Annotated in this window: 21 protein-coding genes; 13 read left to right on the forward strand and 8 right to left on the reverse strand. The window is 71.1% G+C overall.

What is annotated here, in order from left to right; genetic code table 11:
- The first annotated feature begins 18 nt into the window (after window positions 1-18).
- The 10 genes from nuoE to nuoN all read left to right on the forward strand — a co-directional run bounded on the left by nuoE (window position 19) and on the right by nuoN (window position 12,994).
- Window positions 19-822, forward strand: coding sequence for an NADH-quinone oxidoreductase subunit NuoE (gene nuoE / locus RM779_RS12330; RefSeq protein ID WP_394813290.1), 804 nt, complete (start codon window positions 19-21; stop codon window positions 820-822).
- Window positions 819-2,174: an NADH-quinone oxidoreductase subunit NuoF gene (nuoF, locus tag RM779_RS12335; RefSeq protein WP_311617742.1), complete on the forward strand. Its 1,356-nt coding sequence runs from the start codon at window positions 819-821 to the stop codon at window positions 2,172-2,174. The genes nuoE and nuoF overlap by 4 nt, the downstream gene beginning before the upstream one ends.
- Complete coding sequence (locus tag RM779_RS12340; protein WP_311617743.1) at window positions 2,171-4,639, forward strand: NADH-quinone oxidoreductase subunit G; 2,469 nt, start codon at window positions 2,171-2,173, stop codon at window positions 4,637-4,639. The genes nuoF and RM779_RS12340 overlap by 4 nt, the downstream gene beginning before the upstream one ends.
- The gene (gene nuoH / locus RM779_RS12345; protein WP_077059666.1) at window positions 4,639-5,997 is read left to right on the forward strand and encodes an NADH-quinone oxidoreductase subunit NuoH; all 1,359 of its coding nucleotides are present in this window, start codon (window positions 4,639-4,641) and stop codon (window positions 5,995-5,997) included. The genes RM779_RS12340 and nuoH overlap by 1 nt, the downstream gene beginning before the upstream one ends.
- Window positions 5,990-6,601: an NADH-quinone oxidoreductase subunit NuoI gene (nuoI, locus tag RM779_RS12350; RefSeq protein WP_311617744.1), complete on the forward strand. Its 612-nt coding sequence runs from the start codon at window positions 5,990-5,992 to the stop codon at window positions 6,599-6,601. Before nuoH ends, nuoI begins: the two co-directional genes overlap by 8 nt.
- Window positions 6,598-7,485 (forward strand): NADH-quinone oxidoreductase subunit J, encoded by an 888-nt coding sequence (locus tag RM779_RS12355; RefSeq protein ID WP_311617745.1) that lies wholly within the window; start codon window positions 6,598-6,600, stop codon window positions 7,483-7,485. The genes nuoI and RM779_RS12355 overlap by 4 nt, the downstream gene beginning before the upstream one ends.
- Window positions 7,482-7,781 (forward strand): NADH-quinone oxidoreductase subunit NuoK, encoded by a 300-nt coding sequence (gene nuoK / locus RM779_RS12360; protein WP_077059663.1) that lies wholly within the window; start codon window positions 7,482-7,484, stop codon window positions 7,779-7,781. The genes RM779_RS12355 and nuoK overlap by 4 nt, the downstream gene beginning before the upstream one ends.
- Before the next feature lie 13 nt (window positions 7,782-7,794).
- Window positions 7,795-9,690, forward strand: a complete 1,896-nt coding sequence (gene nuoL / locus RM779_RS12365) for an NADH-quinone oxidoreductase subunit L (RefSeq protein WP_311617746.1) — start codon at window positions 7,795-7,797, stop codon at window positions 9,688-9,690.
- Between the two features lie 10 nt (window positions 9,691-9,700).
- Complete coding sequence (locus RM779_RS12370; RefSeq protein WP_311617747.1) at window positions 9,701-11,314, forward strand: NADH-quinone oxidoreductase subunit M; 1,614 nt, start codon at window positions 9,701-9,703, stop codon at window positions 11,312-11,314.
- 72 nt (window positions 11,315-11,386) lie between these two features.
- Window positions 11,387-12,994, forward strand: a complete 1,608-nt coding sequence (gene nuoN / locus RM779_RS12375; protein WP_311617748.1) for an NADH-quinone oxidoreductase subunit NuoN — start codon at window positions 11,387-11,389, stop codon at window positions 12,992-12,994.
- Between the two features lie 82 nt (window positions 12,995-13,076).
- Here the strand turns inward: nuoN and RM779_RS12380 are convergent, their stop codons facing one another.
- Entirely contained in the window at window positions 13,077-13,670 is a 594-nt protein-coding gene (locus RM779_RS12380; protein ID WP_311617749.1) for a hypothetical protein, read from the reverse strand.
- A gap of 442 nt (window positions 13,671-14,112) precedes the next feature.
- Here RM779_RS12380 and RM779_RS12385 point away from each other — a divergent pair, with 442 nt between their 5' ends.
- Window positions 14,113-15,123 (forward strand): polyprenyl synthetase family protein, encoded by a 1,011-nt coding sequence (locus RM779_RS12385; RefSeq protein ID WP_311617750.1) that lies wholly within the window; start codon window positions 14,113-14,115, stop codon window positions 15,121-15,123.
- A gap of 175 nt (window positions 15,124-15,298) precedes the next feature.
- On the forward strand, window positions 15,299-16,201 hold the full coding sequence (locus tag RM779_RS12390; protein ID WP_311617751.1) for a LolA family protein: 903 nt from the start codon (window positions 15,299-15,301) through the stop codon (window positions 16,199-16,201).
- A gap of 84 nt (window positions 16,202-16,285) precedes the next feature.
- Here the strand turns inward: RM779_RS12390 and RM779_RS12395 are convergent, their stop codons facing one another.
- Window positions 16,286-16,741: a VOC family protein gene (locus RM779_RS12395; protein ID WP_311617752.1), complete on the reverse strand. Its 456-nt coding sequence runs from the start codon at window positions 16,739-16,741 to the stop codon at window positions 16,286-16,288.
- Between the two features lie 21 nt (window positions 16,742-16,762).
- Between RM779_RS12395 and RM779_RS12400 the strand changes: the two genes are divergently transcribed.
- Window positions 16,763-17,365, forward strand: coding sequence for a CGNR zinc finger domain-containing protein (locus RM779_RS12400; RefSeq protein WP_311617753.1), 603 nt, complete (start codon window positions 16,763-16,765; stop codon window positions 17,363-17,365).
- A gap of 17 nt (window positions 17,366-17,382) precedes the next feature.
- Here RM779_RS12400 and RM779_RS12405 read toward each other — a convergent pair whose 3' ends face one another.
- The 6 genes from RM779_RS12405 to RM779_RS12430 form a co-directional block, all read right to left on the reverse strand.
- A complete protein-coding gene (locus tag RM779_RS12405; protein ID WP_077059654.1) occupies window positions 17,383-17,793 on the reverse strand; it encodes a four-helix bundle copper-binding protein in 411 nt (136 codons plus the stop codon).
- A 94-nt stretch (window positions 17,794-17,887) separates the two neighbouring features.
- A complete protein-coding gene (locus tag RM779_RS12410) occupies window positions 17,888-19,414 on the reverse strand; it encodes an MFS transporter (protein WP_311617754.1) in 1,527 nt (508 codons plus the stop codon).
- A gap of 16 nt (window positions 19,415-19,430) precedes the next feature.
- Complete coding sequence (locus RM779_RS12415; protein WP_311617755.1) at window positions 19,431-19,988, reverse strand: TetR/AcrR family transcriptional regulator; 558 nt, start codon at window positions 19,986-19,988, stop codon at window positions 19,431-19,433.
- A 174-nt stretch (window positions 19,989-20,162) separates the two neighbouring features.
- Window positions 20,163-21,128 carry an EamA family transporter RarD gene (gene rarD / locus RM779_RS12420; protein ID WP_311617756.1) on the reverse strand — a complete coding sequence of 322 codons (966 nt, stop codon included), beginning with the start codon at window positions 21,126-21,128 and terminating at the stop codon, window positions 20,163-20,165.
- 87 nt (window positions 21,129-21,215) lie between these two features.
- Window positions 21,216-22,304, reverse strand: a complete 1,089-nt coding sequence (locus tag RM779_RS12425; protein ID WP_311617757.1) for a 2-oxoacid:ferredoxin oxidoreductase subunit beta — start codon at window positions 22,302-22,304, stop codon at window positions 21,216-21,218.
- Window positions 22,294-24,201 (reverse strand): 2-oxoacid:acceptor oxidoreductase subunit alpha, encoded by a 1,908-nt coding sequence (locus RM779_RS12430; protein WP_311617758.1) that lies wholly within the window; start codon window positions 24,199-24,201, stop codon window positions 22,294-22,296. Before RM779_RS12430 ends, RM779_RS12425 begins: the two co-directional genes overlap by 11 nt.
- Window positions 24,202-24,330: the final 129 nt, after the last annotated feature.

A 24,330-nucleotide genomic window follows, 5' to 3' on the forward strand; every position in this document is an offset into this window, starting at 1 on the left:
CAGCTCGGAATCCCGCCGATGCCCGCGCCGGACTACCCGCCCGAGGTGCGGGCCCGGCTGGAGACGGACGCGGCGGAGGTGATCTCCCGCTACCCCGACAGCCGTTCCGCCCTGCTGCCGCTGCTGCACCTCGTGCAGTCGGAGGAGGGCCACGTCACCCGCACCGGCATGCAGTTCTGTGCCGACGTGCTCGGGCTGACGACCGCCGAGGTGACCGCCGTCGCCACGTTCTACTCGATGTACCGGCGCCGCCCCTCGGGGGACTACCAGGTCGGCGTCTGCACCAACACGCTGTGCGCGGTGATGGGCGGCGACGCCATCTTCGGCGCGCTGCGCGAGCACCTGGGCGTCGGCAACGGCGAGACCACCGCCGACGGCAAGGTCACCCTGGAGCACATCGAGTGCAACGCGGCCTGCGACTTCGCACCCGTCCTGATGGTCAACTGGGAGTTCTTCGACAACCAGACCATCGAGTCGGCCAAGCGCCTCGTCGACGACCTGCGCGCGGGCAACGAGGTGATCCCGACCCGCGGCGCCCCGCTGTGCGACTTCAAGCAGACCGCCCGCATCCTGGCCGGCTTCCCCGACCAGCGCCCCGGCTCGGTCGAGGCAGGCGGCAGCGCGGGGCCCGCCTCGCTCGTCGGCCTGAAGCTGGCCAAGGGCGAACGCGGCCCCGAGACCGTCGTCTCCCCGCGCCACCCCGAGGTGCCGCACGAGGAGCCGGTCACGACGCACGCCAGCCGCCACGACGCGCCGCAGCCGAGCTCGGCCTCCGACCCGCACCACCCCGCGGGGCCGGTGACCGAGGGGGATGAGTCATGACAGAAGCAGTTGACCGGACCAGCCCGGAGAAGCTCCTCACCCCGGTGCTCTCCGCGTTCTGGGACGAGGACGAATCCTGGACGCTGGACGTCTACCGGGCGCACGGCGGCTACCGCGGTCTCGCCAAGGCCCTGGCCATGCCGCCGGACGACGTGATCGCCTACGTCAAGGAATCCGGGCTGCGCGGACGCGGCGGCGCAGGCTTCCCCACGGGCATGAAGTGGCAGTTCATCCCGCAGGGCGACGACAAGCCGCACTACCTCGTCGTCAACGCCGACGAGTCGGAGCCCGGCACCTGCAAGGACATCCCGCTGCTCCTGGCGAACCCGCACTCCCTCGTCGAGGGCATCGTGATCGCCTGTCACGCCATCCGCTCCAACCACGCGTTCATCTACCTCCGCGGCGAGGTCGTCCCCGTGCTGCGCCGCCTGCACGCGGCGGTCGCCGAGGCGTACGCCGCGGGCTATCTCGGCAAGGGCGCCCTCGGCGACGGCGGCGACCTGGACATCACCGTCCACGCCGGCGCGGGCGCCTACATCTGCGGCGAGGAGACGGCGCTCCTCGACTCCCTGGAGGGCCGCCGCGGCCAGCCGCGCCTGCGGCCCCCCTTCCCCGCGGTCGCCGGCCTCTACGCCTGCCCCACCGTGGTGAACAACGTCGAGTCCATCGCGTCCGTTCCCGCCATCATGGAGCGCGGCAAGGAGTGGTTCCGCTCCATGGGCAGCGAGAAGTCGCCCGGCTTCACGCTCTACTCCCTCTCCGGCCACGTCGCCCGCCCCGGCCAGTACGAGGCGCCGCTCGGCGTCACCCTGCGGGAGCTGCTCCAGCTCGGCGGCGGGATGCGGCCGGGGCACCGGCTCAAGTTCTGGACACCGGGCGGGTCCTCGACCCCCATGTTCACCGAGGAGCACCTCGACGTCCCCCTCGACTACGAGGGCGTCATGGGCGCCGGGTCGATGCTGGGCACCAAGGCGCTCCAGTGCTTCGACGAAACGACGTGCGTGGTGCGGGCCGTGACCCGGTGGACCGAGTTCTACGCCCACGAGTCCTGCGGCAAGTGCACACCCTGCCGCGAGGGCACCTACTGGCTCGTGCAGCTGCTGCGCGACATCGAGGCCGGCAAGGGGCTGCTCAGCGACCTCGACAAGCTCGCCGACATCGCCGACAACATCAACGGCAAGTCCTTCTGTGCCCTCGGCGACGGTGCGGCCGCCCCGATCTTCTCGTCGCTGAAGTACTTCCGCGACGAGTACGAGCGCCACGTCACCGGCGGCGGCTGTCCGTTCGACCCGGCCAAGTCCACCGCCTGGGCGGACGAAGGCTCCACCGCTCACCAGGAGGTGAACGCATGACGGCGCAGCAGGATGCCGACCTGGTGACGCTGACCATCGACGGCATCGAACTCTCGGTGCCGAAGGGGACCCTGGTCATCCGCGCCGCCGAGCAGCTCGGCATCGAGATCCCGCGGTTCTGCGACCATCCGCTGCTCGACCCGGCCGGCGCCTGCCGGCAGTGCATCGTGGAGGTCGAGGGCCAGCGCAAGCCGATGGCCTCCTGCACCATCACGTGCACCGACGGCATGGTCGTCAAAACCCACCTCAGCTCGCCCGTCGCCGAGAAGGCGCAGCGCGGGGTGATGGAGCTGCTGCTCATCAACCACCCGCTGGACTGCCCGGTCTGCGACAAGGGCGGCGAGTGCCCCCTGCAGAACCAGGCGATGTCCACCGGCGACCCGGAGACCCGGTTCGACGGCGTCAAGCGGACGTTCGACAAGCCGGTGCCCATCTCCACGCAGGTGCTGCTCGACCGCGAACGGTGCGTGCTGTGCGCCCGGTGCACCCGCTTCTCGCAGCAGATCGCCGGCGACCCGATGATCGAGCTGCTGGAACGCGGCGCGCTCCAGCAGGTCGGCACCGGCGAGGGCGACCCGTTCGAGTCGTACTTCTCCGGCAACACCATTCAGATCTGCCCGGTCGGCGCGTTGACCTCGGCCGCCTACCGGTTCCGCTCCCGCCCGTTCGACCTGGTCTCCTCGCCGAGCGTGTGCGAGCACTGTGCGGGCGGCTGCGCCACCCGCACCGACCACCGCCGCGGCAAGGTGATGCGGCGCATGGCGGCCGAGGACCACGAGGTCAACGAGGAGTGGATCTGCGACAAGGGCCGCTTCGCGTTCCGCTACGCGCAGCAGCCCGACCGGCTCACCTCCCCGCTGGTGCGGGACCAGGACACCGGTGAACTCGTCCCGGCCAGCTGGCCGGAGGCCCTGCGGGTGGCCGCCGAGGGCCTCGCCGCGGCCAGGTCCGGCGGCGCCGCGGTGCTGACCGGCGGCCGGCTGACCGTCGAGGACTCCTACGCGTACGCCAAGTTCGCGCGGGTCGCCCTGGGCACCAACGACATCGACTTCAGGGCCCGCGTGCACAGCGCCGAGGAGGCCGCGTTCCTGGCCTCCCGGGTCGCGGGGCACGGCGTCGACCTGGACGGCGGCGGCATCACCAACCGCGCGCTCGAGGCCGCGCCCGCCGTGCTGCTGGCCGGCTTCGAGTCGGAGGAGGAAGCCCCCGGCGTCTTCCTGCGGCTGCGCAAGGCCAACCGCAAGCACGGCATGCGGATCTTCTCCCTCGCCACCCACATCACCCGCGGCCTCGCCAAGACGAACGGCACCCTGCTGCCGGCCGCGCCCGGCACCGAGCCGGCCTGGCTGAACGCCCTGGCGGACGGCGAGGGCCTGACCGGGGCCGGGCAGCGCGCCGCCGCCGCGCTGCGCGAGCCGGGCGCGGTCATCGTCGTCGGCGAACGGCTCGCCGCAGCCCCCGGCGCCTACACCGCGGCCGTCGCCGTGGCGGCGGCCACCGGGGCCGCGCTGGTGTGGATTCCGCGCCGCGCGGGCGAGCGCGGCGCCATCGAGGCCGGCGCGCTGCCCGGGCTGCTGCCCGGCGGCAGGCCGGAGGGCTCCCGGCGGGCGCGCGAGGAGGTCGCCGCCGCCTGGGGCATCGGCGCCCTGCCGGAGCGCCCGGGCCGCGACACCGCGCAGATCGTCGAGGCCGCCGCGGCCGGCGATCTCGGCGCGCTGGTCGTGGCGGGCGTCGAGGTGGCCGACCTGCCGGACCCGGCGCGGGCCCGCGCCGCGCTCGACCGGGTCGCCGCGGACGGCTTCCTGCTCAGCCTGGAGTTGCGGCCCTCGGAGGTCACGGCCCGCGCCCACGTGGTGCTGCCGGTGGCCGCGGCCGTCGAGAAGTCCGGCACGTTCCTCAACTGGGAAGGCCGCGCACGGCAGTTCGCCGCCGCGATCAAGCCGGACCAGATGACGCGCCGCCTGGTGCAGACCGACGCCCGCGCGCTCCACATGCTGGCCGACGCCCTCGACGTGCACCTCGGCCTGCCCGACCTGCCGGCGATCCGCCGCGAGCTGGACGGGCTCGCCGACTGGCGCGGCGAGCTGCCGCTCGGCCCGACCGCGACGCCCACCGAGCCGGCCAGTCCCGGGGAGGGCAGCGCCGTGCTCGCCGGGCACCGGCTGCTGCTCGACCAGGGCGCCCTCCAGATCGGCGACGAGGCGCTGGCCGGTACGCGGCACGCCGCCGTGGCCCGGCTGTCCGCCGCCACCGCCCGCGAGACCGGCGTCAAGGACGGCGACGCGCTGTCCGTCACCGGCCCGGCCGGTTCCGTGACGCTGCCGCTCGCGGTGACGGAGGAGATGCCGGACCGGGTGGTCTGGCTTCCCCTCAACTCGACCGGCGGCGGCGCCCTCGACGACCTGGGCACCGGCCCGGGGAACGTCGTCCGCATCTCTGCCCAGGCTGAGGAGGTGAACGCGTGATGCCGCTCGCGCAGGAGCCCGACCTGTCGGTATTCGGCGACGACCCGCTGTGGCTCGTGCTGCTGAAGGTGGTCTTCGTCTTCGCGTTCGTGCTGGTCACGGTGGTCATCTGCATCGTGATGGAGCGCAAGGTCCTGGGCTGGATGCAGTTGCGCATCGGGCCGAACCGGCACGGCCCCTGGGGCATGCTCCAGTCCCTCGGCGACGCCATCAAGCTGATGCTGAAGGAAGACATCATCCCCAAGGGCTCCGACAAGGCCCTGTTCATGCTGGCGCCGATCCTCGCGGTCATCCCGGCGTTCATGGCGTTCGCCGTGATCCCCTTCGGCCCCAAGGACGACCCGGTCAGCATCTTCGGCACCGAGACCGTCCTCCAGGTGACGGACCTGCCGGTCGCGATCCTGTACGTGCTGGCCACCTCGGCCATCGCGGTGTACGGCACGGTGCTGGCGGGCTGGTCCTCCGGCTCCACGTACCCGCTGCTCGGCGGCGTCCGCGCCACCGCGCAGATCATCAGCTACGAGGTCGCGATGGGTCTGTCCTTCGCGGCCGTCTTCCTCTACTCCGGCTCGATGTCCACCTCGGCCATCGTGGACGCGCAGGACGACCGCTGGTTCATGATCCTGCTGCCGGTGTCGTTCCTGATCTACATGGTGGCGATGATCGGCGAGGCCCACCGGCCGCCGTTCGACATGCCGGAGTCCGAGGGCGACCTCGTCGGCGGGTACCTCACCGAGTACTCGTCGATCAAGTTCGCGTTCTTCATGATGTCCGAGTACGTCCACGTCGTCACCGTCTCAGGACTGATGGTCACCCTCTTCCTCGGCGGCTGGCGCGCACCCGTGCCGCTCAGCCTTTGGGAGGGCGCCAACTCCGGCTGGTGGCCGATGCTCTGGTTCACCATCAAGCTGACCATGGTGATCTTCCTGTTCGTCTGGGTCCGCGCCTCCCTGCCCCGCGTGCGCTACGACCAGTTCATGGTCCTCGGCTGGAAGATCCTCATTCCGATCGCGCTGGTCTGGCTGATGCTGGTGGCCACCGTCCGCGCCATGCAGAACGAGGACTACGCGTTCTCGGACATCCTGATGTGGGTGCTCGGCGGGGTGCTCACGCTGTTGCTGATCTCCTTCGTCGTGGACTTCTTCCGCGACCGTGCCGAGCAGCGCGAGGAGGACGAGCGGGGCGAGGCACCAGAGCCGGAGTTCGATCCGATGGCGGGCGGCTACCCCGTGCCGCCCCTGCCAGGACAGACCCTGCCGCCCGTGCCGCGCCGCCCGTCCAGGGCGGAGCGGACGACGGCCGGAGTCGCCGCCGACACCGAAGGAAGCCCCGAAGGAAGGGAGGGCGACGATGGCTGAGTTCCGCAATCCCGTGGGCGGCTTCGGCGTGACCTTCAAGGCCATGTTCAAGAAGCGGCTCACGGAGCAGTACCCGGAGGAGAAGAAGCCGACGGCGCCGCGCTTCCACGGCCGCCACCAGCTCAACCGCCACCCGGACGGCCTGGAGAAGTGCATCGGCTGCGAGCTGTGCGCCTGGGCCTGCCCGGCCGACGCGATCTACGTGGAGGGCGCGGACAACACCGAGGAGGAGCGCTACTCCCCGGGCGAACGTTACGGCCGCGTCTACCAGATCAACTACCTGCGCTGCATCCTGTGCGGTCTCTGCGTCGAGGCGTGTCCGACGCGGGCGCTGACCATGACGAACGAGTACGAGCTGGCCGACCGCAGCCGCGCCTCCCTCATCTACACCAAGGAGGAGCTGCTGGCGGGGCTCCAGGACGGCATGGTCGACTCGCCGCACGCGATGTACCCGGGTACCGACGAGCAGTCGTACTACCGCGGCGAGGTGCGCGGCGCGGCGCCCGGCACGGTGCGGCAGCGGGTCACCGGCGAGCAGCTGGCCGAGGACGACGCGGTCGCCGCCGCGACCCGCCTGCACGACCCGTCCGGGGGGCAGGCATGAGCGGGCTCGCCGCGCTCGCCGCGGAGACCTCCACATCGACCGGCGAGGCTGTGCAGTTCTGGCTGCTCGGCCCGCTGGCCGTCGCCGGCGGCATCGGCACGATCATGATGCGGCGCGCGGTGTACTCCGCGCTCTGCCTGGCCGGGACCATGGTGATCCTGGCGCTGTTCTACCTCGCCAACGGCGCGTACTTCCTCGGCATGGTGCAGATCGTCGTCTACACCGGTGCCGTGATGATGCTGTTCCTGTTCGTGCTCATGCTGATCGGCGTGAGCGCGGCCGACTCGCTGAAGGAGACGCTCCTCGGGCAGCGCTGGCTGGCCGCGGCCTGCGGGCTCGGGCTCGGCATTCTGCTGATCGCCGGTATCGGCCAGGCGTCCGTCGGCTCCTTCACCGGCCTGTCCGAGGCCAACTCGGGCGGCAATGTGCAGGGTCTCGCCTCGCTGCTGTTCACCCGCTACGTGGTGGCCTTCGAGGTGACCGGCATCCTGCTGACGATCGCCGCGGTCGGCGCCACGCTGCTGACGCACCGCGAGCGGATCGATCGCATCAAGTCGCAGCGCGAGCAGGCCGAGGAGCGGGTGCGCTCGGGCAAGCAGCTGCCGCCGCTGCCCGCGCCCGGCGTCTACGCCCGGCACAACGCGGTGGACCTGCCCGGGCTGCTGCCCGACGGCACTCCCTCCGAGCTGACCGTCAACAGCACCCTGCGCAGCCGCGGCCAGGTCCGCGAGGTGCACGGGCAGGCGGTGCGGGACGTGGCCGCGCTCGAAGGCCGCACCGCGCGGTACCACGGCCAGCGTTACGTGAACGAGAAGGCGGCGCCCGGCGTCAACGGCTCGGCCGTGGACGAGGCCGAGGCGCCGGCCGAGGAGGACCCCAAGTGAGCCCGGAGAACTACCTCTACCTGGCCGCCCTGCTGTTCACGCTGGGCGCCTGCGGGGTGCTGCTGCGGCGGAACGCCATCGTGGTGTTCATGTCCATCGAGCTGATGCTGAACGCGGCGAACCTGGCGCTGGTCGCCTTCTCCCGCATGCACGGCAATCTCGACGGACAGATCATGGCGTTCTTCGTGATGGTCGTGGCCGCCGCGGAGGTCGTGGTCGGGCTGGCCATCATCGTCATGGTCTATCGCGCCCGTCACTCGGCCTCGGTCGACGACGCCAGCCTGATGAAGCTGTAAGGGGACACATCCAGTGGAGTCATTGATCGGACTGCTCGTCGGGGCGCCCTTGTTCGGCGCCGCCGTGCTGCTGTTGGGCGGGCGGCGCCTGGACCGGGTGGGGCACTGGCTGGCCACCGGGCTCGCCGCCGTGTCCTTCGTCCTGGCCGTGGTGCTCTTCTTCGACCTGCTGGAGAAGGAGGGCGAGGACCGCGCGCTGCACCAGCATCTGTTCAGCTGGGTGCCGGTCGCCGACTTCCAGGCGGACGTGGCGTTCCAGCTCGACCAGCTCTCGATGACCTTCGTGCTGCTGATCACGAGCGTGGGCACCCTGATCCACCTTTACTCGGTCGGCTACATGGAGCACGACGAGCGGCGGCGGCGCTTCTTCGCCTATCTGAATCTTTTCCTCGGGGCGATGCTGCTGCTCGTCCTCGCGGACAACTACCTGCTGCTGTACGTCGGCTGGGAGGGCGTGGGCCTCGCCTCGTTCCTGCTCATCGGCTTCTGGCAGCACAAGCCGACCGCGGCGACGGCGGCGAAGAAGGCGTTCGTCGTCAACCGCGTCGGTGACGTGGGCCTGTCCATCGCGATCCTGCTGATGTTCACCACGTTCGGCTCCTTCGCGTTCGAGCCGGTGCTCGGCAGCGCGACGGAGGCGAGCGAGGCGACGCTGACCGGCATCGGGCTGATGCTGCTGCTCGCCGCCTGCGGCAAGTCGGCGCAGGTGCCGCTCCAGTCCTGGCTGGGCGACGCGATGGAGGGCCCCACCCCGGTCTCGGCGCTGATCCACGCGGCCACGATGGTGACCGCGGGCGTGTACCTGATCACGCGCTCGGGGGCGATCTTCAACGCGGCGCCCGACGCGCAGACCGTCGTGGTCGTCGTCGGCGCGGTGACGCTGCTCTTCGGTGCGATCGTCGGTTGCGCGAAGGACGACATCAAGAAGGCCCTGGCCGGCTCGACGATGTCGCAGATCGGCTACATGATGCTGGCCACGGGCCTCGGCCCGATCGGCTACGTCTTCGCGATCATGCACCTGGTGACGCACGGCTTCTTCAAGGCGGGCCTCTTCCTCGGCGCCGGGTCGGTCATGCACGGCATGAACGACGAGGTCGACATGCGGCGTTACGGCGGCCTGCGGAAGCACATGCCGATCACGTTCGTCACGTTCGGCCTGGCCTATCTGGCCATCATCGGCTTCCCCTACCTCTCCGGCTTCTTCTCCAAGGACGAGATCATCTACGCCGGGTTCAGCAAGGGCGGGACCGAGGGCTGGATTCTCGGCGGCGTGATGCTGGTCGGCGCGGCGCTCACCGCGTATTACATGACGCGCATCATGCTGATGACGTTCTTCGGCGAGAAGCGCTGGCAGCCCGACGCGAACGGGCACGAGCCGCACCCGCACGAGTCGCCGCTCAGCATGACGATCCCGATGATCGTGCTGGCCTTCGGCTCGGTCTTCGCCGGCTTCCTGTTCGACTCGGGCGAGGCGTTCGTGCACTGGCTTGAGCCGGTCACCGGCCTTGAGCACGGCGATTCGCCGGTCAGCCACGGCACGGTCGGCCTGGCGGCCACCGGCGTGATGCTGCTCGGCGTCGCGGGCGCGTGGTGGCAGTACGGCCGCCGCCCGGTGCCCGCGGTGGCGCCGACCGGCGGGCTGCTGACCCGGGCCGCGCGGCGGGACCTGCTCCAGGACGACTTCAACCACGCGGCGTTCGTCACGCCGGGCAATTACCTCACCCGCGGCCTGGTCTACCTCGACCACAAGCTGGTGGACGGCGTGGTCAACGGCACGGCCGCCTCCTTCGGCGGGCTGTCCGGGCGGCTGCGGCGCATCCAGAACGGGTTCGCCCGCTCGTACGCGGTCTCCATGTTCGGCGGTGCCGCCCTGCTCGTCGCCGCGACCCTGCTGATGAGGGCGGTCTGAGGAGTCTGATATGTCTTTTCCCCTGCTGACGGCCACGGCCCTCACTCCAGCCATCGGCGCGATCGTCACCGCCGCGGTCCCCGCCGCGCGGCGGACCGCCGCCAAGTGGCTCGCGCTGCTGTTCTCCCTGGCCACGGCCGGGTTCGCGGCGGCGGTGCTGCTGCGGTTCGACACCGGTGACGGCGCCGACCGCTTCCAGCTGACCGAATCCCGTTCCTGGATCGAGGACTTCGGCGTCCGGTACGAACTGGGCGTCGACGGCATCGGCGTCGCGATGATCGCGCTGACGGCCGTGCTGATCCCGTTCCTCATCGGCGCCGGCTGGAACGACGCGGACCCCAAGGAGGGCCAGGCCCCCGCGACGCGGTGGCGGCCCACCCAGGGCTTCTTCGCGCTGATCCTCGCGGTCGAGGCGATGGTCATTCTGTCCTTCGCCGCCACCGACGTGTTCCTCTTCTACATCTTCTTCGAAGCCATGCTGATCCCGATGTACTTCCTCATCGGCGGCTTCGGCGACCGGGCGGGGGAGCAGGGCGAGGAGGGGCAGGCCAGGCAGCGTTCCTACGCCGCGGTCAAGTTTCTCCTCTACAACCTGGCCGGCGGTCTGATCATGCTGGCGGCCGTCATCGGCCTGTACATCGCCACCGCGGACCAGCTCGACGCCGGAACGTTCTCGCTCCAGGCCATCCTGGACGCGCGGGCCTCCGGCGATCTGGAGCTGGCGACCGGCACCGAACGCTGGCTGTTCCTCGGCTTCTTCATCGCCTTCGCGATCAAGGCGCCGCTGTGGCCGGTGCACACCTGGCTGCCCAACGCCATGGGCGAGTCGACGGCGCCGGTGGCCGTGCTGATCACCGCCGTGGTCGACAAGGTCGGCACGTTCGCGATGCTCCGCTTCTGCCTCGGCCTGTTCCCCGAGGCCAGCGAGTGGGCGACGCCCGTGGTGATCACCCTGGCGCTGGTCAGCATCATCTACGGGGCGCTGCTCGCGCTCGGCCAGCGGGACATGAAGCGGCTGATCGCGTACGCGTCGGTCAGCCACTTCGGGTTCATCGTGCTGGGCATCTTCGCGATGACCAGCCAGGGCCAGGGCGGCGCGACGCTCTACATGATCAACCACGGCATCGCGACGGCGGCGCTGATGCTGGTGGCCGGCTTCCTCATCTCGCGCCGCGGCTCGCGCCTCATCGCCGACTACGGCGGCGTGCAGAAGACGGCGCCCATGCTCGCCGGCACGTTCCTCATCGGCGGCCTCGCGACTCTGTCGCTCCCGGGCACCGGGCCGTTCGTCAGCGAATTCCTGGTGCTGGTCGGCACGTTCAGCCGCTACGAGGTGGCCGGCATCATCGCCTGCAGCGGCATAGTGCTGGCGGCGCTGTACGTGCTGGTGCTCTACCAGCGGACCATGACGGGGCCGCTGAAGGAAGGGCTGGAAAAGCTGCCGGACCTCAAGGTGCGGGAGCTGGCCGTGGTCGGGCCGCTGATCGGGCTGCTGCTGTTCCTCGGCGTCTACCCCAAGCCGCTCACCGACATCGTCAACCCGGCGGTGGAGCACACGCTCTCCGACGTCGAGCAGACCGATCCACAACCGCATGTTCCCGAAGTGGAGGCCACTCGTGAGTGACCGGGCGAGGGCCAACGGCCCGATCCGGCAACGACGCGGCGGGGCGAACGAAGGAAACGAAGGAGTCGCAGCATGAACCCGGGGGAGCTCCAGGCTCCGGACATCGAGTGGGCTGCGCTCTCGCCGAGCCTGATCGTGTTCGGCGCGGCCATCATCGGCGTGCTGATCGAGGCGTTCGCGCCGCGCCGCTCCCGCTACCCGGCGGAGGTGTTCGTCGGGATCGCCGGCCTCGCCGGTGCGTTCGCCGCCGTCGTCGCGCTCGCCGCGGGCGGGCACGCCACGTCGGAGGCGCAGGTCGCGGGCATGGGCTCGCTGGCCGTCGACGGTCCCGCGCTGTTCCTCCAGGGCCTCATCGTCCTGGTCGGTCTGGTGTCGGTGTTCCTGTTCGCCGAGCGCCGTCTCGAACCGGCCCTGCACGGCCAGGCGGTGGACTCCTTCGCCGCCCAGCCGGCGGCGGTGCCGGGCGGCAAGGCCGAGGCGGCGGCGGAGCGGGCCGGGCACACCACCACGGAGATCTTCCCGCTGCTGCTGTTCGCGATCGGCGGCATGCTGCTGTTCCCGATGGCCAACGACCTGCTGGTGCTGTTCATCGCCCTTGAGGTCCTGTCGCTGCCGCTGTACCTGCTGTGCGCGCTGGCGCGCCGCAAGCGGCTGCTGTCGCAGGAGGCGGCGCTCAAGTACTTCCTGCTGGGCGCGTTCGCCTCGGCGTTCCTCCTGTTCGGCATCGCGATGCTGTACGGGTACGCGGGCACGGTGTCCTACGCGGGCATCGCCGATGTCGTCAGCGGCGAGCCCGCGGCGGTGGACGCGGGGCTCGCCTCCACCATGGGGAACGACGCGCTGCTGCTGATCGGCGGCGCCATGGTGACGATGGGCCTGCTGTTCAAGGTCGGCGCCGTGCCGTTCCACATGTGGACGCCCGACGTCTACCAGGGCGCCCCGACGCCGGTGACCGGCTTCATGGCCGCGGCCACCAAGGTGGCCGCGTTCGGCGCGCTGCTGCGGCTGCTGTACGTGGTGCTGCCGGGGCTGCGGTGGGACTGGGAGCCGGTGCTGTGGGGCGTGGCCATCGCCTCCATGGTGGCGGGCGCGGTGGTCGCGATCACGCAGACCGACGTGAAGCGGCTGCTGGCCTACTCGTCGATCGCGCACGCCGGGTTCATCCTGTCCGGCGTGGTCGCGGTCAGCGAGGACGGGGTGTCGTCCGTGCTGTTCTACCTGTCGGCCTACTCGTTCGTGACGCTCGGCGCGTTCGCCGTGGTGACGCTGGTGCGGGATGGCGACGGCGAGGCGACGCACCTGTCCAAGTGGGCGGGGCTCGGGCGGCGTTCGCCGCTGCTCGCGGCGGTCTTCGCGCTGTTCCTGCTGGCCTTCGCGGGGATTCCGCTGACGTCGGGCTTCGCCGGCAAGTTCGCGGTGTTCCGGGCGGCGGCGGACGCCGGGGCGATGGGCCTGGTGATCGTCGGTGTGCTCGCCTCGGCGATCGCGGCGTTCTTCTACGTGCGGGTGATCGTGCTGATGTTCTTCAGCGAGCCGAAGGCGGACGGTCCTTCCGTGGTCATTCCCAGCCCGCTGACGATGTCGGTGGTGGGACTCGCCGCGGCCGTGACGGTGGTGCTCGGCGTCGCGCCGCAGTTCTTCCTCGACCTGGCGAGCGACGCGGGCGTGTTCGTGCGCTGAGGTTGGCCGGAACGACCGAAGGCCCGGCCCCCGTTCGGGGGCCGGGCCTTCCGGTGTGCCTCCTGCTGATGTGGTGCGCGGCTCAGAGGCCGAAGTCCCCCAAGTCGGAGTCTTCCAGCGGCGGCATGGAGGGCATGTCCTCCATGTCTGGCATCTCCGGCATCTCAGGCATCTCGCCCATGTCACCCATCGACTCGTAGGTCTGGGTGTTGCCCGAGGCCCAGCCGACGTTGAGCGTGCTGCCGTCCAGGCTGAGCATCGCTTCGGTGTCCGGGAACAGTTCGGACCCGAACTGCGAGCACTCGACGGTCATCCGGCCGCCGGACACCTCGCCGTAGCAGACGTCGCCCTCGGCGTCGGTGCTTTCGACGAACACCACGTCGCCGTCCGTGATGGTCAGCGAGCTCTCCATGGTGTCGCTGAGCATCCAGGTGCCGTTGAAGTCGGCGTCGCTGGCGGCCCCGCCACCACCACCGCCGGTGTCCCCGCCCTCCTCGGCCGGGGGCTGATCACCGCCGCCGCTCTCCCCGCCTTCTTCTCCCTGCTCCGGCTGGTTTTCCCCGGGGTTGCCGCCGGGGCTGAACGGGCTGCCGCTGTCGTCGTCGTCTCCGCAGCCGCTCAGCAGCAGCGCGGCCGCCGCAACCGCGGGTACGGCGAGCCGTATGGACCTGCGCATGGGTTCCCCTCGTATGTTGAACGTGTCCGGGCAGGTTATCTTGGCCGGTGGTGGGGTAGTCAGGGATGTTACGACCGTGTGGCATTCGCCGTCGGACTGATACGCGAACGGCTTTCGGTCAGGGCGGTCAGAAGCCGAAGTCTCCGAGGTCAAGGTCATAGATATCCGGCATATCCCCCCGGTCGGCGAGCGTCGATATGGAGGTTCCCTCCACACCATCGCTCCAGGACGCGCGCAGGGTCTCCCCTTCGTGGACGCGCGTCACGCCGGCCGCCGGAACAGCGGGCGTTGATGTCCGCGCGGCGGGGGGCGCACCGGGCGCGGTTGCCCGATCCCGCGTGTGCCGCCGCAGCGGTCCGGCACGGCTCACCCAGCGGCGGTGATCGACTCGTAACCGGCTACGCTGCCCGGTGACAACGCACTGGAGACAGGGAGAACGCTCGTGACCGTCGTGGGGCCCTTCGGGGTGAGCGTGCGGGACCAGGCCCTGGAAGCCGATGTCCAGGCCGGTCTCTCGGCTGTCGAGGCGGGGCTGGTGGAAGCCACCAAGAGCGATGTCCCCTTCATAACGGAGACGGCGCAGCATCTCGTGCGGGCCGGGGGGAAGCGCTTCCGGCCGCTTTTGCTGCTGCTGGCCGCCCAGTTCGGCGATCCGTACGCGCCCGGGGTGGTGCCCGCCGCGGTGGTCGTCGAGCTGACGCACCTCGCCACCCTCTACCACGACGACATCATGGACGAGGCCGAGGTCAGGCGGGGCGTGCCGAGCGCGAACGCCCGCTGGAACAATTCGGTCGCCGTGCTGACCGGCGACTTCCTCTTCTCCCGCGCCTCGACGATAGTGGCCGATCTCGGCACGGACGCCGTGCGCATCCAGGCGGAGGCGTTCGAGCGCCTGGTGACCGGGCAGATCCAGGAGACCGCGGGCCCGCGCGAGGGGGAGGACCCCATCGCGCACCACCTGGACGTGATCGCCGGGAAGACGGGCTCGCTGATCGCCGTCGCCGGCCGCATGGGCGCGCTGATGTCCGGCGCCCCCGAACCGGTGGTCGACGTCCTCGCGCAGTACGGCGAACGCATCGGGATCGCGTTCCAGCTCGCCGACGACGTGCTCGACGTCGCGAGCGACGGCCGGGAGTCGGGCAAGACGCCGGGCACCGACCTGCGGGAGGGCGTGGCCACGCTGCCGGTGCTGCGGCTGCGGGAGATGACGGCCAGGGGCGGGTCCCCCGCCGACCAGGCGCTGTGCGAGCTGCTCGACGGCGACCTCACGGACGACGCCCGGCATGCGGAGGCGCTGGCGGGGCTGCGGGCCCACCCGGCGCTGCGGGCGGCCCGGCAGGACGCCCTCTCGTTCGCGGAGGAGGCGCGGCGGACGCTGGCGCCGCTGCCGGACACTCCGGCGAAGGAAGCGCTGGACGCGCTGTGCAACGCCGTGGCGGATCGTACGGCGTAGCGCGCGGGGCGTGAACCCTGCCTTCCGCGGGGTAGATCCCCTACGGGTTCGGGGCAGCTGCGTCGGTGTGCAGTCCTCCGCTGGTCGTAGACCGATGCCAACCGTCGGCGGATGCCGCGAAGCTTCCGGCCTGTTGCAATTGATGGTGCTGAAAGCCGAGTGGAGGGGCATTTCGATGGCAAAGAACAGCACTATCCGCCGGGCGGCCGTGCCGGCCGCGGTGGTGGCCGGGGTCGCCGCGGTGGGGGCCGGTCTCTGGCCGGCGCTGGCGAGCGACGGGAGTCCCGATCTGCCCGACATCACGGCCGAGGAGCTGCTGGTGCGGATGGCGGAGGCGGACACGGCGCAGCTCTCCGGCACGGTGCGGGTGGACGCCGATCTCGGCATCCCGGACTTCGGCGGGATGCTCGACGGCGTGCTGAGCGGGATCGAGGGCCCGGCGGGACGGCTGGCCGGCCTCGCCACCGGGGACAGCACGCTGCGGGTCGCGATGGACGGCCCCGAGCGGCAGCGCCTGGCCGTGGTGAACGGTTCGGACGAGTTCGCCGTGATCCACAATGGCGACCGGCTGTGGGCCTACGACTCCGCGGACAACACCGTGTACGAGGCCGAGGTGCCCGCCGAGGCGGCGGAGGAGCTGCCGACCGGGTCGACCGGGCCGGCCGGGGAGTGGTCGGGCGGGCTGACGCCGCAGGACGCGGCCGCGCGGCTGCTCGACGCGGCGGGGGAGCACGCGGACATCGCCGTGGACGGCACGGCCCGGATCGCGGGCCGCGACGCCTACCAGCTGGTGGTGGAGCCGAAGGACGCGGAGAGCGGGCTGACGTCGGTGCGCATCTCGGTGGACGGGGAGACGGGCGTGCCGCTCGCCGTCACCGCCGACCGCGGCGAGGGCCAGGCCCTGGACGTGTCCTTCTCGCAGATCGACTACACGCAGCCCGCGGGCGGCGTCTTCGACTTCACGCCGCCGAGCGACGCGGAGATCGTGGAGATCAACCCGGAGGACCCGTTCGCGGCACTGGGCGGTTTCGAAGGGCTGGAGGGGCTGGAGGGGCTGCTGCCCGACACGGCGCGCTGACGGCGCCGGGCGCGGGGCGGGGGCGGGAGCGGCCCGCCGCGCGCCCTTCTCGCGTGGGGCCCGTGAGGGCGGGCGTCGATGTTGTCAGCTCGCGCAGAACTCATTGCCCTCCGGGTCCCGCATCTGCCACCAGTGGCCCGCGGGCCCCTGGTCCTCCTCGCGTACGCGCGTGGCGCCGAGCCCTTCGAGGCGCGCCACCAGCTCGTCCAGACCGGTGCCCCGCGGGCGGTGGACGTCGATGTGCAGCCGGTTCTTCACTGTCCTGCCCTCGGGCACGTCCTGGAACAGCAGCCTGCGCCCGTGGCCGATGCCGCTGACCTCGTCGAACGGGTCCTCGGGGTGTCGGACGCCCGCGTAGCCGCGGAAGATCCGGCGTCCGCCGTGCTCGGTGACCGCCTCCTCGCCGATGTGCCCGGCGGCGAGCAGCCGTTCGATGAGCGCGCTCGGGTCCTCCACCTCGTACTCCAGGGCCGCGGCCCAGAAGTCCGCGATCGCCGGGGCGTTCCTGCTGTCGATGACCAGTTTCCACTGAAGCGCCATGTAACCAGTTATATTGGTTACATGGCTTCGCGTGCAACGTCCCCCGGACTGGTGTTGCGGTCGTTCTCCGGCACGACGTACCGGTTCGACCCGGGGGCGCTGTGCCTGGAGCTGCTGGTCACGGGCGGCCCCGGCGCGTTCGCCCGGTACGAGGTGCTCCACGGCCCGGCCGACCTGGCCGACTGGGCGGCCCGTTCGCGCCTCGATCCGACGCCCCGCGTCGAGGTGTCCGAGGAGGAGACGGCGGCGGCCAGGCGGACGCGGGACGCGCTCTGGCGGCTGGTGCTGGCGCACGTCGGCGGCGAGCCGCCGCCACCGGACGACGTCGCCGCGCTCAACGCGGCGGCGGCCAGGACCCCGCTGGCCCCCGCCATCGGCGCGGACGGCGGCCCGGCCTGGGCCGGGGCCGCGACCGGCACGGCGCTGCTCGCCACCGTCGCCCGCGACGCGGTGCGCCTCCTGACCGGCCCGCACCGGGACCGGGTGCGGATGTGCGCGGGTGAGCGCTGCCACCTGGTCTACGTGGACACCTCACGGCCAGGCCGCCGTCGCTGGTGCTCGATGGAGCACTGCGGAAACATCCACAAGGTCCGTGCCCTGCGCGCCCGCGGGGAGTCGGGCTGACGCGTGCCCGCGGCGCCTCAGCCGAGGGTGGCCAGCAGGTCGTTGCACGCCTGCTCGCAGCGGCGGCACGCCTCCGCGCACACCCGGCAGTGCTCGTGCGTCCCCGCGTGCCGGCCGCACTCGTCGGCGCAGGCGGCGCACACGGTGGCGCACGCCTGGAGCTGTGCGCGGGTGATGTTCGCGTCGTAGCCGGTGTGGCGGGACAGCACGCGGCCGGTCGTCTCGCAGATGTCCGCGCAGTCCAGGTCGGTCCTGATGCACTTGGCGAGATCCGCGACCTCGGCCTCGGACAGGCAGGCGTCCGCGCACGCGGTACAGGCCTGCGCGCAGGCCGCGCACTCCTCGATGCAGCGGATCAGCCGCTCACGGTCCACCCGGCCGAGGTCGGCGGGGTAGGTGGCCAGCATGTCGTCGATTGCCATGGTCATCGCGGGCTCCAGCAGGTCGGAACGTGACTCGTCCCCGCCCGGGTAACCGGTGGGCGGGGACGAGAAACAGCCCGGGGACGGCCGGCAACCCGGCTCACATGTGCACGGTCGGCATCCCGTCCTCGCGGCTGCCCGCCCCGGTCGCGCCGCGGCGGTAGAGGAGAACGGAGATCACCACGCCCGCCGCGAAGAACGCGGCCGACCACCAGTACGCCGTCGCGTAGCTCTCCAGGCTGGCCTGCGCCCGCACCGCGGGGTCCCGCGGGTCCTTGCCGACCAGGTAGTCGGTGGCGGCGCTCGCGGCCAGAGTGTTCAGCACGGCCGTGCCGATGGAACCGCCGATCTGCTGCATGGTGTTGACCAGGGCGGAGGCCACCCCGGCGTCCTCGGCGTCGACCCCGGCGGTCGCCAGGTTCATCGCGGGGGCGATGATCGCGCCCATGCCGAGGCCGGCGACGATCAGCGGCGGCATCACGTTGGCCGCGTAGGTGCTGCTCAGGTCGAGTGTGGTCAGCCAGACCAGGCCGGCGGCCGAGAGCGCCATGCCCGCCGTCACGATGGGCCGCCCGCCGAAGCGCGGCAGCAGCGTGGTGGTGGCGAGCGTGGCGGTGACCATCAGCCCGCCGATCATGGGCAGGAACGCCAGGCCGGTCTCGACCGGCGTGTACCCCAGCGAGGCCTGGAGGTAGTAGGTGACGAACAGGAAGAGGCCGAACATGCCCGCGCCGCTGATCAGTACGGCGGCGAACGAGGCGCCCCGGTTCCGGTGGAGCAGCACGCGCAGCGGCAGCAGCGGGTGCGCGCTGCGCGTCTGCCACCAGCCGAACGCGGCGATCAGGACGGCGCCGGCGATCAGGAAGCCCCAGGTGGCCACGTGGTCCCAGTCGTTCGACTCGGCGTTGGCGAAGCCGTAGACCACGCTGAACAGACCGGCGGAGACCAGGAGGGTGCCGGGCACGTCCAGGACGACGTGCCGGTTGCGCGCGGAGTGGACCATCAGGATCAGGCCGCCGACGAAGGCGATGGCGGCGAAGATCAGGTTGACGTAGAGCGTCCAGCGCCAGTCCAGGTACTCGGTGAGCACGCCGCCGAGCAGCAGCCCGATGGCGCCGCCCGCACCGGCGATGGCCCCGTACACGCTGAACGCCCTGGCGCGCTCCTTGGTGTCGGTGAACGTCGTGGTCAGGAGCGACAGCGCGGCCGGCGCGAGCAGCGCGCCGAAGACGCCCTGGAGGGCGCGCGCCGTCACCAGGATCTCGAAGTTGGCGGCGGCGCCGCCGAGCGCAGAGGCCGCGGCGAACCCGACCGCGCCGACGAGGAAGACGATCTTGCGGCCGAACAGGTCGGCGATCCGGCCGCCGAGGAGCAGCAGGCTGCCGAACGCCAGCGCGTAGGCGGTGATCACCCACTGCCGGTCGCCGTCGGAGAAGCCGAGGTCCTGCTGGGCCGAGGGCAGGGCAATGTTCACGATGGTGGCGTCGAGCACCACCATCAGCTGGGCTGTCCCGATGACGGCCAGGACCCACCAGCGGCGGGCGTGCGCACGCGCGGCTGCGGCCGATCCGCCCGGGGGGGCATCGGGTGCGTCGGGAACTTCGGCGGTGGTCTGAGAGTGAGACATGTTCGTCTGGCTCCGGTCAACTGTGTAGCAGTGCAGGAAGCAGTGCACTGTCGAGGTAACGGATCAGGTAGTCCGCGTCCGCGAACTCGTCCTCGATCAGCGGGCGGGTCAGCACGGCGGCCAGGACCATCTGCGGGAGAAAGTCCATCGCGGCCGGCCGTCCGGTCAGCTCGCCGCGCTCGATGGCGCGATCGATGAAGATGGTGAACTCCGCGATCTCCGGCTCCACCAGGGTCTCTCGAAGCGCCCGGGCTAGCTCCGGGGCGTCGAGCGTGGCCCTGGCAAGGCCGGTGATGAGTGCGGTGTCCTGCTGCGCCTGCTCCGAGGCGCGCACAAAGAGGTCGTGCAGATCTCCACGCAACGAGCCGGTGTCCACGCCATCTATCCGGGTGGGCCGGTGGGCGTGCAGGGCTGCCGCCACCAGCCGGGGTTTGCTGTGCCACTGCCGGTACAGCGTGGCCTTGCCGCACCGTGCCCTGGCGGCGACCGCGTCCATCGTCAGTCCTTCGTAACCGGTCTCCCGCAGCACGTCCACGACCGTGGCGAGGACTTCGGCCTCACGCTCCTCGGTCATGCGGGGGCGGCGGATCAAAGGCGCGTCTGACGTGGAAATGACGAACTCCCGGCATAGATGGAACGGAACTGTCTCGTTCCAAAATGTACTCCGGGTCCCCGATGAAACGCAAACGTTCCATGCGGAGGCGTGGCCGCCGAGGCGCCGGCGGGTCCCGGCCTCCGAACGGGGCTTTCAGTCGGTGGTGAGGGCCGGGCGCGGCCCCTGCTCGGCGGGGGTGGGGGGTGTGTGGCGGGCCACCGTGCGCCGCCCCCGGCGGGCGTTCCGCAGCGCGTCCCAGGTCAGCAGGCACAGCGCGGTCCACACCAGCAGGAAGCCGGCCCACCGCTCGGGCGGCATCTCCTCGCCGAAGACGAGCAGGCCCAGCAGGAACATCGTCGTCGGCGCGATGTACTGGAGCAGCCCGATGGTGGACAGCGGCGCGCGGACGGTCGCGGCGCCGAAGAAGATCAGCGGCAGCGCGGTCGCGATGCCGCTTCCTACCAGCAGCAGCGCGTGCCCGGGGCCCTCCGCGGTGAACGTTCCCTCGCCGCGCGCACCGAGCGCCACCAGGAAGCCGAGGGCGGGCAGGAACTGGAGCGCGGAGTCGGCGGTGAATCCCTGGAGGCCGTCGAGGCCGGTCTTCTTCTTGGTCAGGCCGTACAGCGCGAAGCTCACGCTGAGGGCCAGCGAGATCCACGGAATCTGGCCGTAGGCGACGCTCATGACCACGACGGCCGAGGCGCCGATGCCGACGGCGATCCACTGGATGCGGCGCAGGCGCTCGCCGAGCAGCACCACGCCCATGGCGATGGTGAGGAGCGGGTTGATGAAGTAGCCGAGCGAAGCCTCCAGGACGCGGTCCTCGGCGACGGCCCAGATGAACAGATACCAGTTGAGCGATATCAGCGTCGCGGAGACGACCAGCAGGGCCAGCTGCGCGGGGTTGCGCAGCAGCGGCCGTATCCAGGACCAGCTACGGGCCAGCAGCAGGAGCAGCACGGCCGTCGGCAGCGACCACACCATGCGGTGGGCCAGCACCTCGCTGGCGCCGGTGGACGCCAGCAGGTCCCAGTACAGCGGCAGCAGGCCCCACAGGCCGAAGGCCGCGAGTCCGTAAGCCAGCCCCGAACGCCCGGCCGGGCCCCTGCCTGCTGCCACGACTTCCTCCCGCTACCGCTGCGACGACCTGATGAACGTAACGTCGGGCGGGCGGTTTGTCATTTCCGTTTCTGCGTTACGGTCCTGTCAGCCGACGACCGTCCAGGTGTCGCCGCCCGCCAGCAGCGCCGCCAGGTCACCCTTGCCGCGCTGCTCCACCGCCTGCTCCAGCTGGTCGGCCATCAGGTCGTCGTACGCGGGCCGCGGCACGTCGCGCAGCACGCCGATCGGCGTGCGGTGGAGCGTGTGCGGGTCCGCCAGCCGGGACAGCGCGAACGCCGTGGTCGGGGACGGCGCGTGCGCGTCGTGCACCAGAATCCCCTCGGTGCCCTCGGCGGCGACGTCGATCACCTTCAGATCGCCGGTCCCCGGGTCGCGGACCACGCCCTTGCCGCCGAGGCCGTCCTCGGCCGGCGCGCCGAAACGGATCGGCTCGCCGTGCTCCAGGCGGATCACGGCCTCCTGCGCCTGCTGCTTGTCCTTCAGCGCCTCGAACGCCCCGTCGTTGAAGATGTTGCAGTTCTGGTAGATCTCCACCAGGGCCGAGCCCCGGTGGTCAGCCGCCTCGCGCAGCACGCCCGTGAGGTGCTTGCGGTCGGAGTCGATCGTGCGGGCCACGAAGGACGCCTCCGCGCCCAGCGCGAGTGAAAGCGGGTTGAACGGGGTGTCCAGGGAGCCCATCGGCGTGGACTTGGTGATCTTGCCGGGCTCCGAAGTGGGCGAGTACTGGCCCTTGGTGAGGCCGTAGATCCGGTTGTTGAACAGCAGGATCTTCAGGTTCACGTTGCGGCGCAGGGCGTGGATCAGGTGGTTGCCGCCGATGGACAGCGCGTCCCCGTCGCCGGTGACGACCCACACCGACAGGTCGCGGCGGGCGGTGGCCAGACCGGTCGCGATGGCCGGGGCGCGGCCGTGGATGGAGTGCATCCCGTACGTGTTCATGTAGTACGGGAACCGGGAGGAGCAGCCGATGCCGGAGACGAAGACGATGTTCTCCTTGGCCAGGCCCAGCTCCGGCATGAAGCCCTGGACGGCGGCCAGTACGGCGTAGTCGCCGCAGCCGGGGCACCAGCGGACCTCCTGGTCCGACTTGAAGTCCTTCGCGGTCTGGCGCTTGTCGGCGGTGGGGACGAGTGCCAGAGCGGTGCGGGGTGAAACGGGCGTCTCAGTGGACATCGTCGAGAGCCTCCTTGAAAGCGGACGCGAGCTGCTCGGCCTTGAAGGGCAGCCCGGTCACCTGAGTGATGGACCGCACGTCCACCAGGTACTTCGCACGCAGCAGGGTGGCGAGCTGGCCCAGGTTCATCTCGGGGAGTACCACCCGGTCGTAGGCCCGCAGTACGTCGCCGAGGTTGGCGGGGAACGGGTTGAGGCTGCGCACGTGGGTCTGCGCGATGTGCCCCCCGGCCCGCCGGATGCGGCGGACGGCCGCCGTGATCGGCCCGTACGTCGAACCCCAGCCGAGCACCAGCACCTTGGCGCCCTCGCCGGGGGCGCCGGACGGGTCGTCGACCACCACGTCCGGCACCGCGATGCCGTCGGTCTTCGCCTGCCGGGTGCGGACCATGTGGTCGTGGTTGGCCGGGTCGTAGGAGATGTTGCCCGTGCCGTCCTGCTTCTCGATGCCGCCGATGCGGTGTTCGAGACCGGGCGTGCCGGGCACGGCCCAGGGGCGGGCCAGGGTCGCCGAGTCGCGCTTGTACGGCCAGAACACCTCGGTGCCGTCGTCCAGCGTGTGATTCGGCCCGGTCGCGAACTGCACGCGCAGGTCCGGCAGTTCATCCGCGTCCGGGATGCGCCACGGCTCGGAGCCGTTGGCCAGGTAGCCGTCGGAGAGCAGGAAGACCGGCGTGCGGTACGTCAGCGCGATGCGCGCCGCGTCCAGCGCCGCGGTGAAGCACTCGGCGGGCGTCGACGGGGCGACGATCGGCACCGGCGCCTCGCCGTTGCGCCCGTACATCGCCTGGAGCAGGTCGGCCTGCTCGGTCTTCGTCGGCAGGCCCGTGGAGGGCCCGCCGCGCTGGATGTCGATGATCAGCAGCGGCAGTTCGAGCGAGACCGCGAGCCCGATCGTCTCGGACTTCAGCGCGACGCCGGGACCCGAGGTCGTGGTCACCCCGAGCGCGCCGCCGAACGCCGCGCCCAGCGCGGCCCCGATGCCGGCGATCTCGTCCTCGGCCTGGAAGGTGCGCACCCCGAAGTTCTTGTGGCGGGACAGCTCGTGCAGCACGTCGGAGGCCGGCGTGATCGGGTACGAGCCGAGGTAGAGCGGCAGGTCGGCGCACCGGGAGGCGGCGATCAGGCCGTAGGCGAGCGCCAGGTTCCCCGAGATGTTCCGGTAGGTGCCGGCGGGGAACGCGGTGGCCGCGGGCAGGACCTCGTAGGAGACGGCGAAGTCCTCGGTCGTCTCGCCGAAGTTCCACCCGGCGCGGAAGGCCGTGATGTTGGCCTCGGCGATCTCGGGACGTTTGGCGAACTTGCGGCGCAGGAACGTCTCCGTGCCCTCCGTGGGCCGGTGGTACATCCACGACAGCAGGCCGAGCGCGAACATGTTCTTGGAGCGGCCCGCCTCCTTGCGCGTCAGGTCGAAGCCCTTCAGGGCCTCCACCGTCAGCGTCGTCAGGGGCACGCGGTGCACGCGGTAGCCGTCGAGGGAGCCGTCCTCCAGCGGGTTCCCCGCGTAGCCGACCTTGGCCAGGGCCCGCGAGGTGAACTCGTCGGTGTTGACGATGATCTCCGCGCCGCGCGGCACGTCCGGCACGTTGGCCTTGAGGGCCGCCGGGTTCATCGCGACCAGCACGTCCGGGGCGTCGCCCGGGGTGAGGATGTCGTGGTCGGCGAAGTGCACCTGGAAGGAGGAGACGCCCGGCAGGGTGCCGGCCGGGGCGCGGATTTCGGCCGGAAAGTTCGGCAGCGTGGACAGATCATTGCCCAGGGAAGCGGTCTCCGAGGTGAAACGGTCCCCGGTCAGCTGCATTCCGTCCCCGGAATCCCCCGCGAAGCGGATGATCACCCGGTCCAGACGCCTGACGTCCTTATTGTCCTGGCTCGCCTGGTCGACCTCAGTGGTCACTGCTGTAGCCCTCCTTCGAGGCGGCTCTTGTCAGCCATGGTACGCGGGTAAGGGTGACCTTCCCGGCGGTGATCACATCATGGACGCGGGTAGCCCCGGGTCACCGTCCCGTACCGTGCTCGAAGCTCC

Source organism: Streptomyces johnsoniae, from assembly GCF_031845565.1.
Classification (GTDB): Bacteria; Actinomycetota; Actinomycetes; order Streptomycetales; family Streptomycetaceae; genus Streptomyces; species Streptomyces johnsoniae.

Excerpts from the sequence above, each read along its gene's own strand:
- nuoE (WP_394813290.1), top strand. The coding sequence starts at position 19 with ATGCCCGCGCCGGACTACCCGCCCGAGGTGCGGGCCCGGCTGGAGACG.
- nuoF (WP_311617742.1), top strand. The coding sequence starts at position 819 with ATGACAGAAGCAGTTGACCGGACCAGCCCGGAGAAGCTCCTCACCCCG.
- RM779_RS12340 (WP_311617743.1), top strand. The coding sequence starts at position 2,171 with ATGACGGCGCAGCAGGATGCCGACCTGGTGACGCTGACCATCGACGGC.
- nuoH (WP_077059666.1), top strand. The coding sequence starts at position 4,639 with ATGCCGCTCGCGCAGGAGCCCGACCTGTCGGTATTCGGCGACGACCCG.
- nuoI (WP_311617744.1), top strand. The coding sequence starts at position 5,990 with ATGGCTGAGTTCCGCAATCCCGTGGGCGGCTTCGGCGTGACCTTCAAG.
- RM779_RS12355 (WP_311617745.1), top strand. The coding sequence starts at position 6,598 with ATGAGCGGGCTCGCCGCGCTCGCCGCGGAGACCTCCACATCGACCGGC.
- RM779_RS12370 (WP_311617747.1), top strand. The coding sequence starts at position 9,701 with ATGTCTTTTCCCCTGCTGACGGCCACGGCCCTCACTCCAGCCATCGGC.
- nuoN (WP_311617748.1), top strand. The coding sequence starts at position 11,387 with ATGAACCCGGGGGAGCTCCAGGCTCCGGACATCGAGTGGGCTGCGCTC.
- RM779_RS12380 (WP_311617749.1), bottom strand. The coding sequence starts at position 13,670 with ATGCGCAGGTCCATACGGCTCGCCGTACCCGCGGTTGCGGCGGCCGCG.
- RM779_RS12390 (WP_311617751.1), top strand. The coding sequence starts at position 15,299 with ATGGCAAAGAACAGCACTATCCGCCGGGCGGCCGTGCCGGCCGCGGTG.
- RM779_RS12395 (WP_311617752.1), bottom strand. The coding sequence starts at position 16,741 with ATGGCGCTTCAGTGGAAACTGGTCATCGACAGCAGGAACGCCCCGGCG.
- RM779_RS12400 (WP_311617753.1), top strand. The coding sequence starts at position 16,763 with ATGGCTTCGCGTGCAACGTCCCCCGGACTGGTGTTGCGGTCGTTCTCC.
- RM779_RS12405 (WP_077059654.1), bottom strand. The coding sequence starts at position 17,793 with ATGACCATGGCAATCGACGACATGCTGGCCACCTACCCCGCCGACCTC.
- RM779_RS12410 (WP_311617754.1), bottom strand. The coding sequence starts at position 19,414 with ATGTCTCACTCTCAGACCACCGCCGAAGTTCCCGACGCACCCGATGCC.
- RM779_RS12415 (WP_311617755.1), bottom strand. The coding sequence starts at position 19,988 with ATGACCGAGGAGCGTGAGGCCGAAGTCCTCGCCACGGTCGTGGACGTG.
- RM779_RS12425 (WP_311617757.1), bottom strand. The coding sequence starts at position 22,304 with ATGTCCACTGAGACGCCCGTTTCACCCCGCACCGCTCTGGCACTCGTC.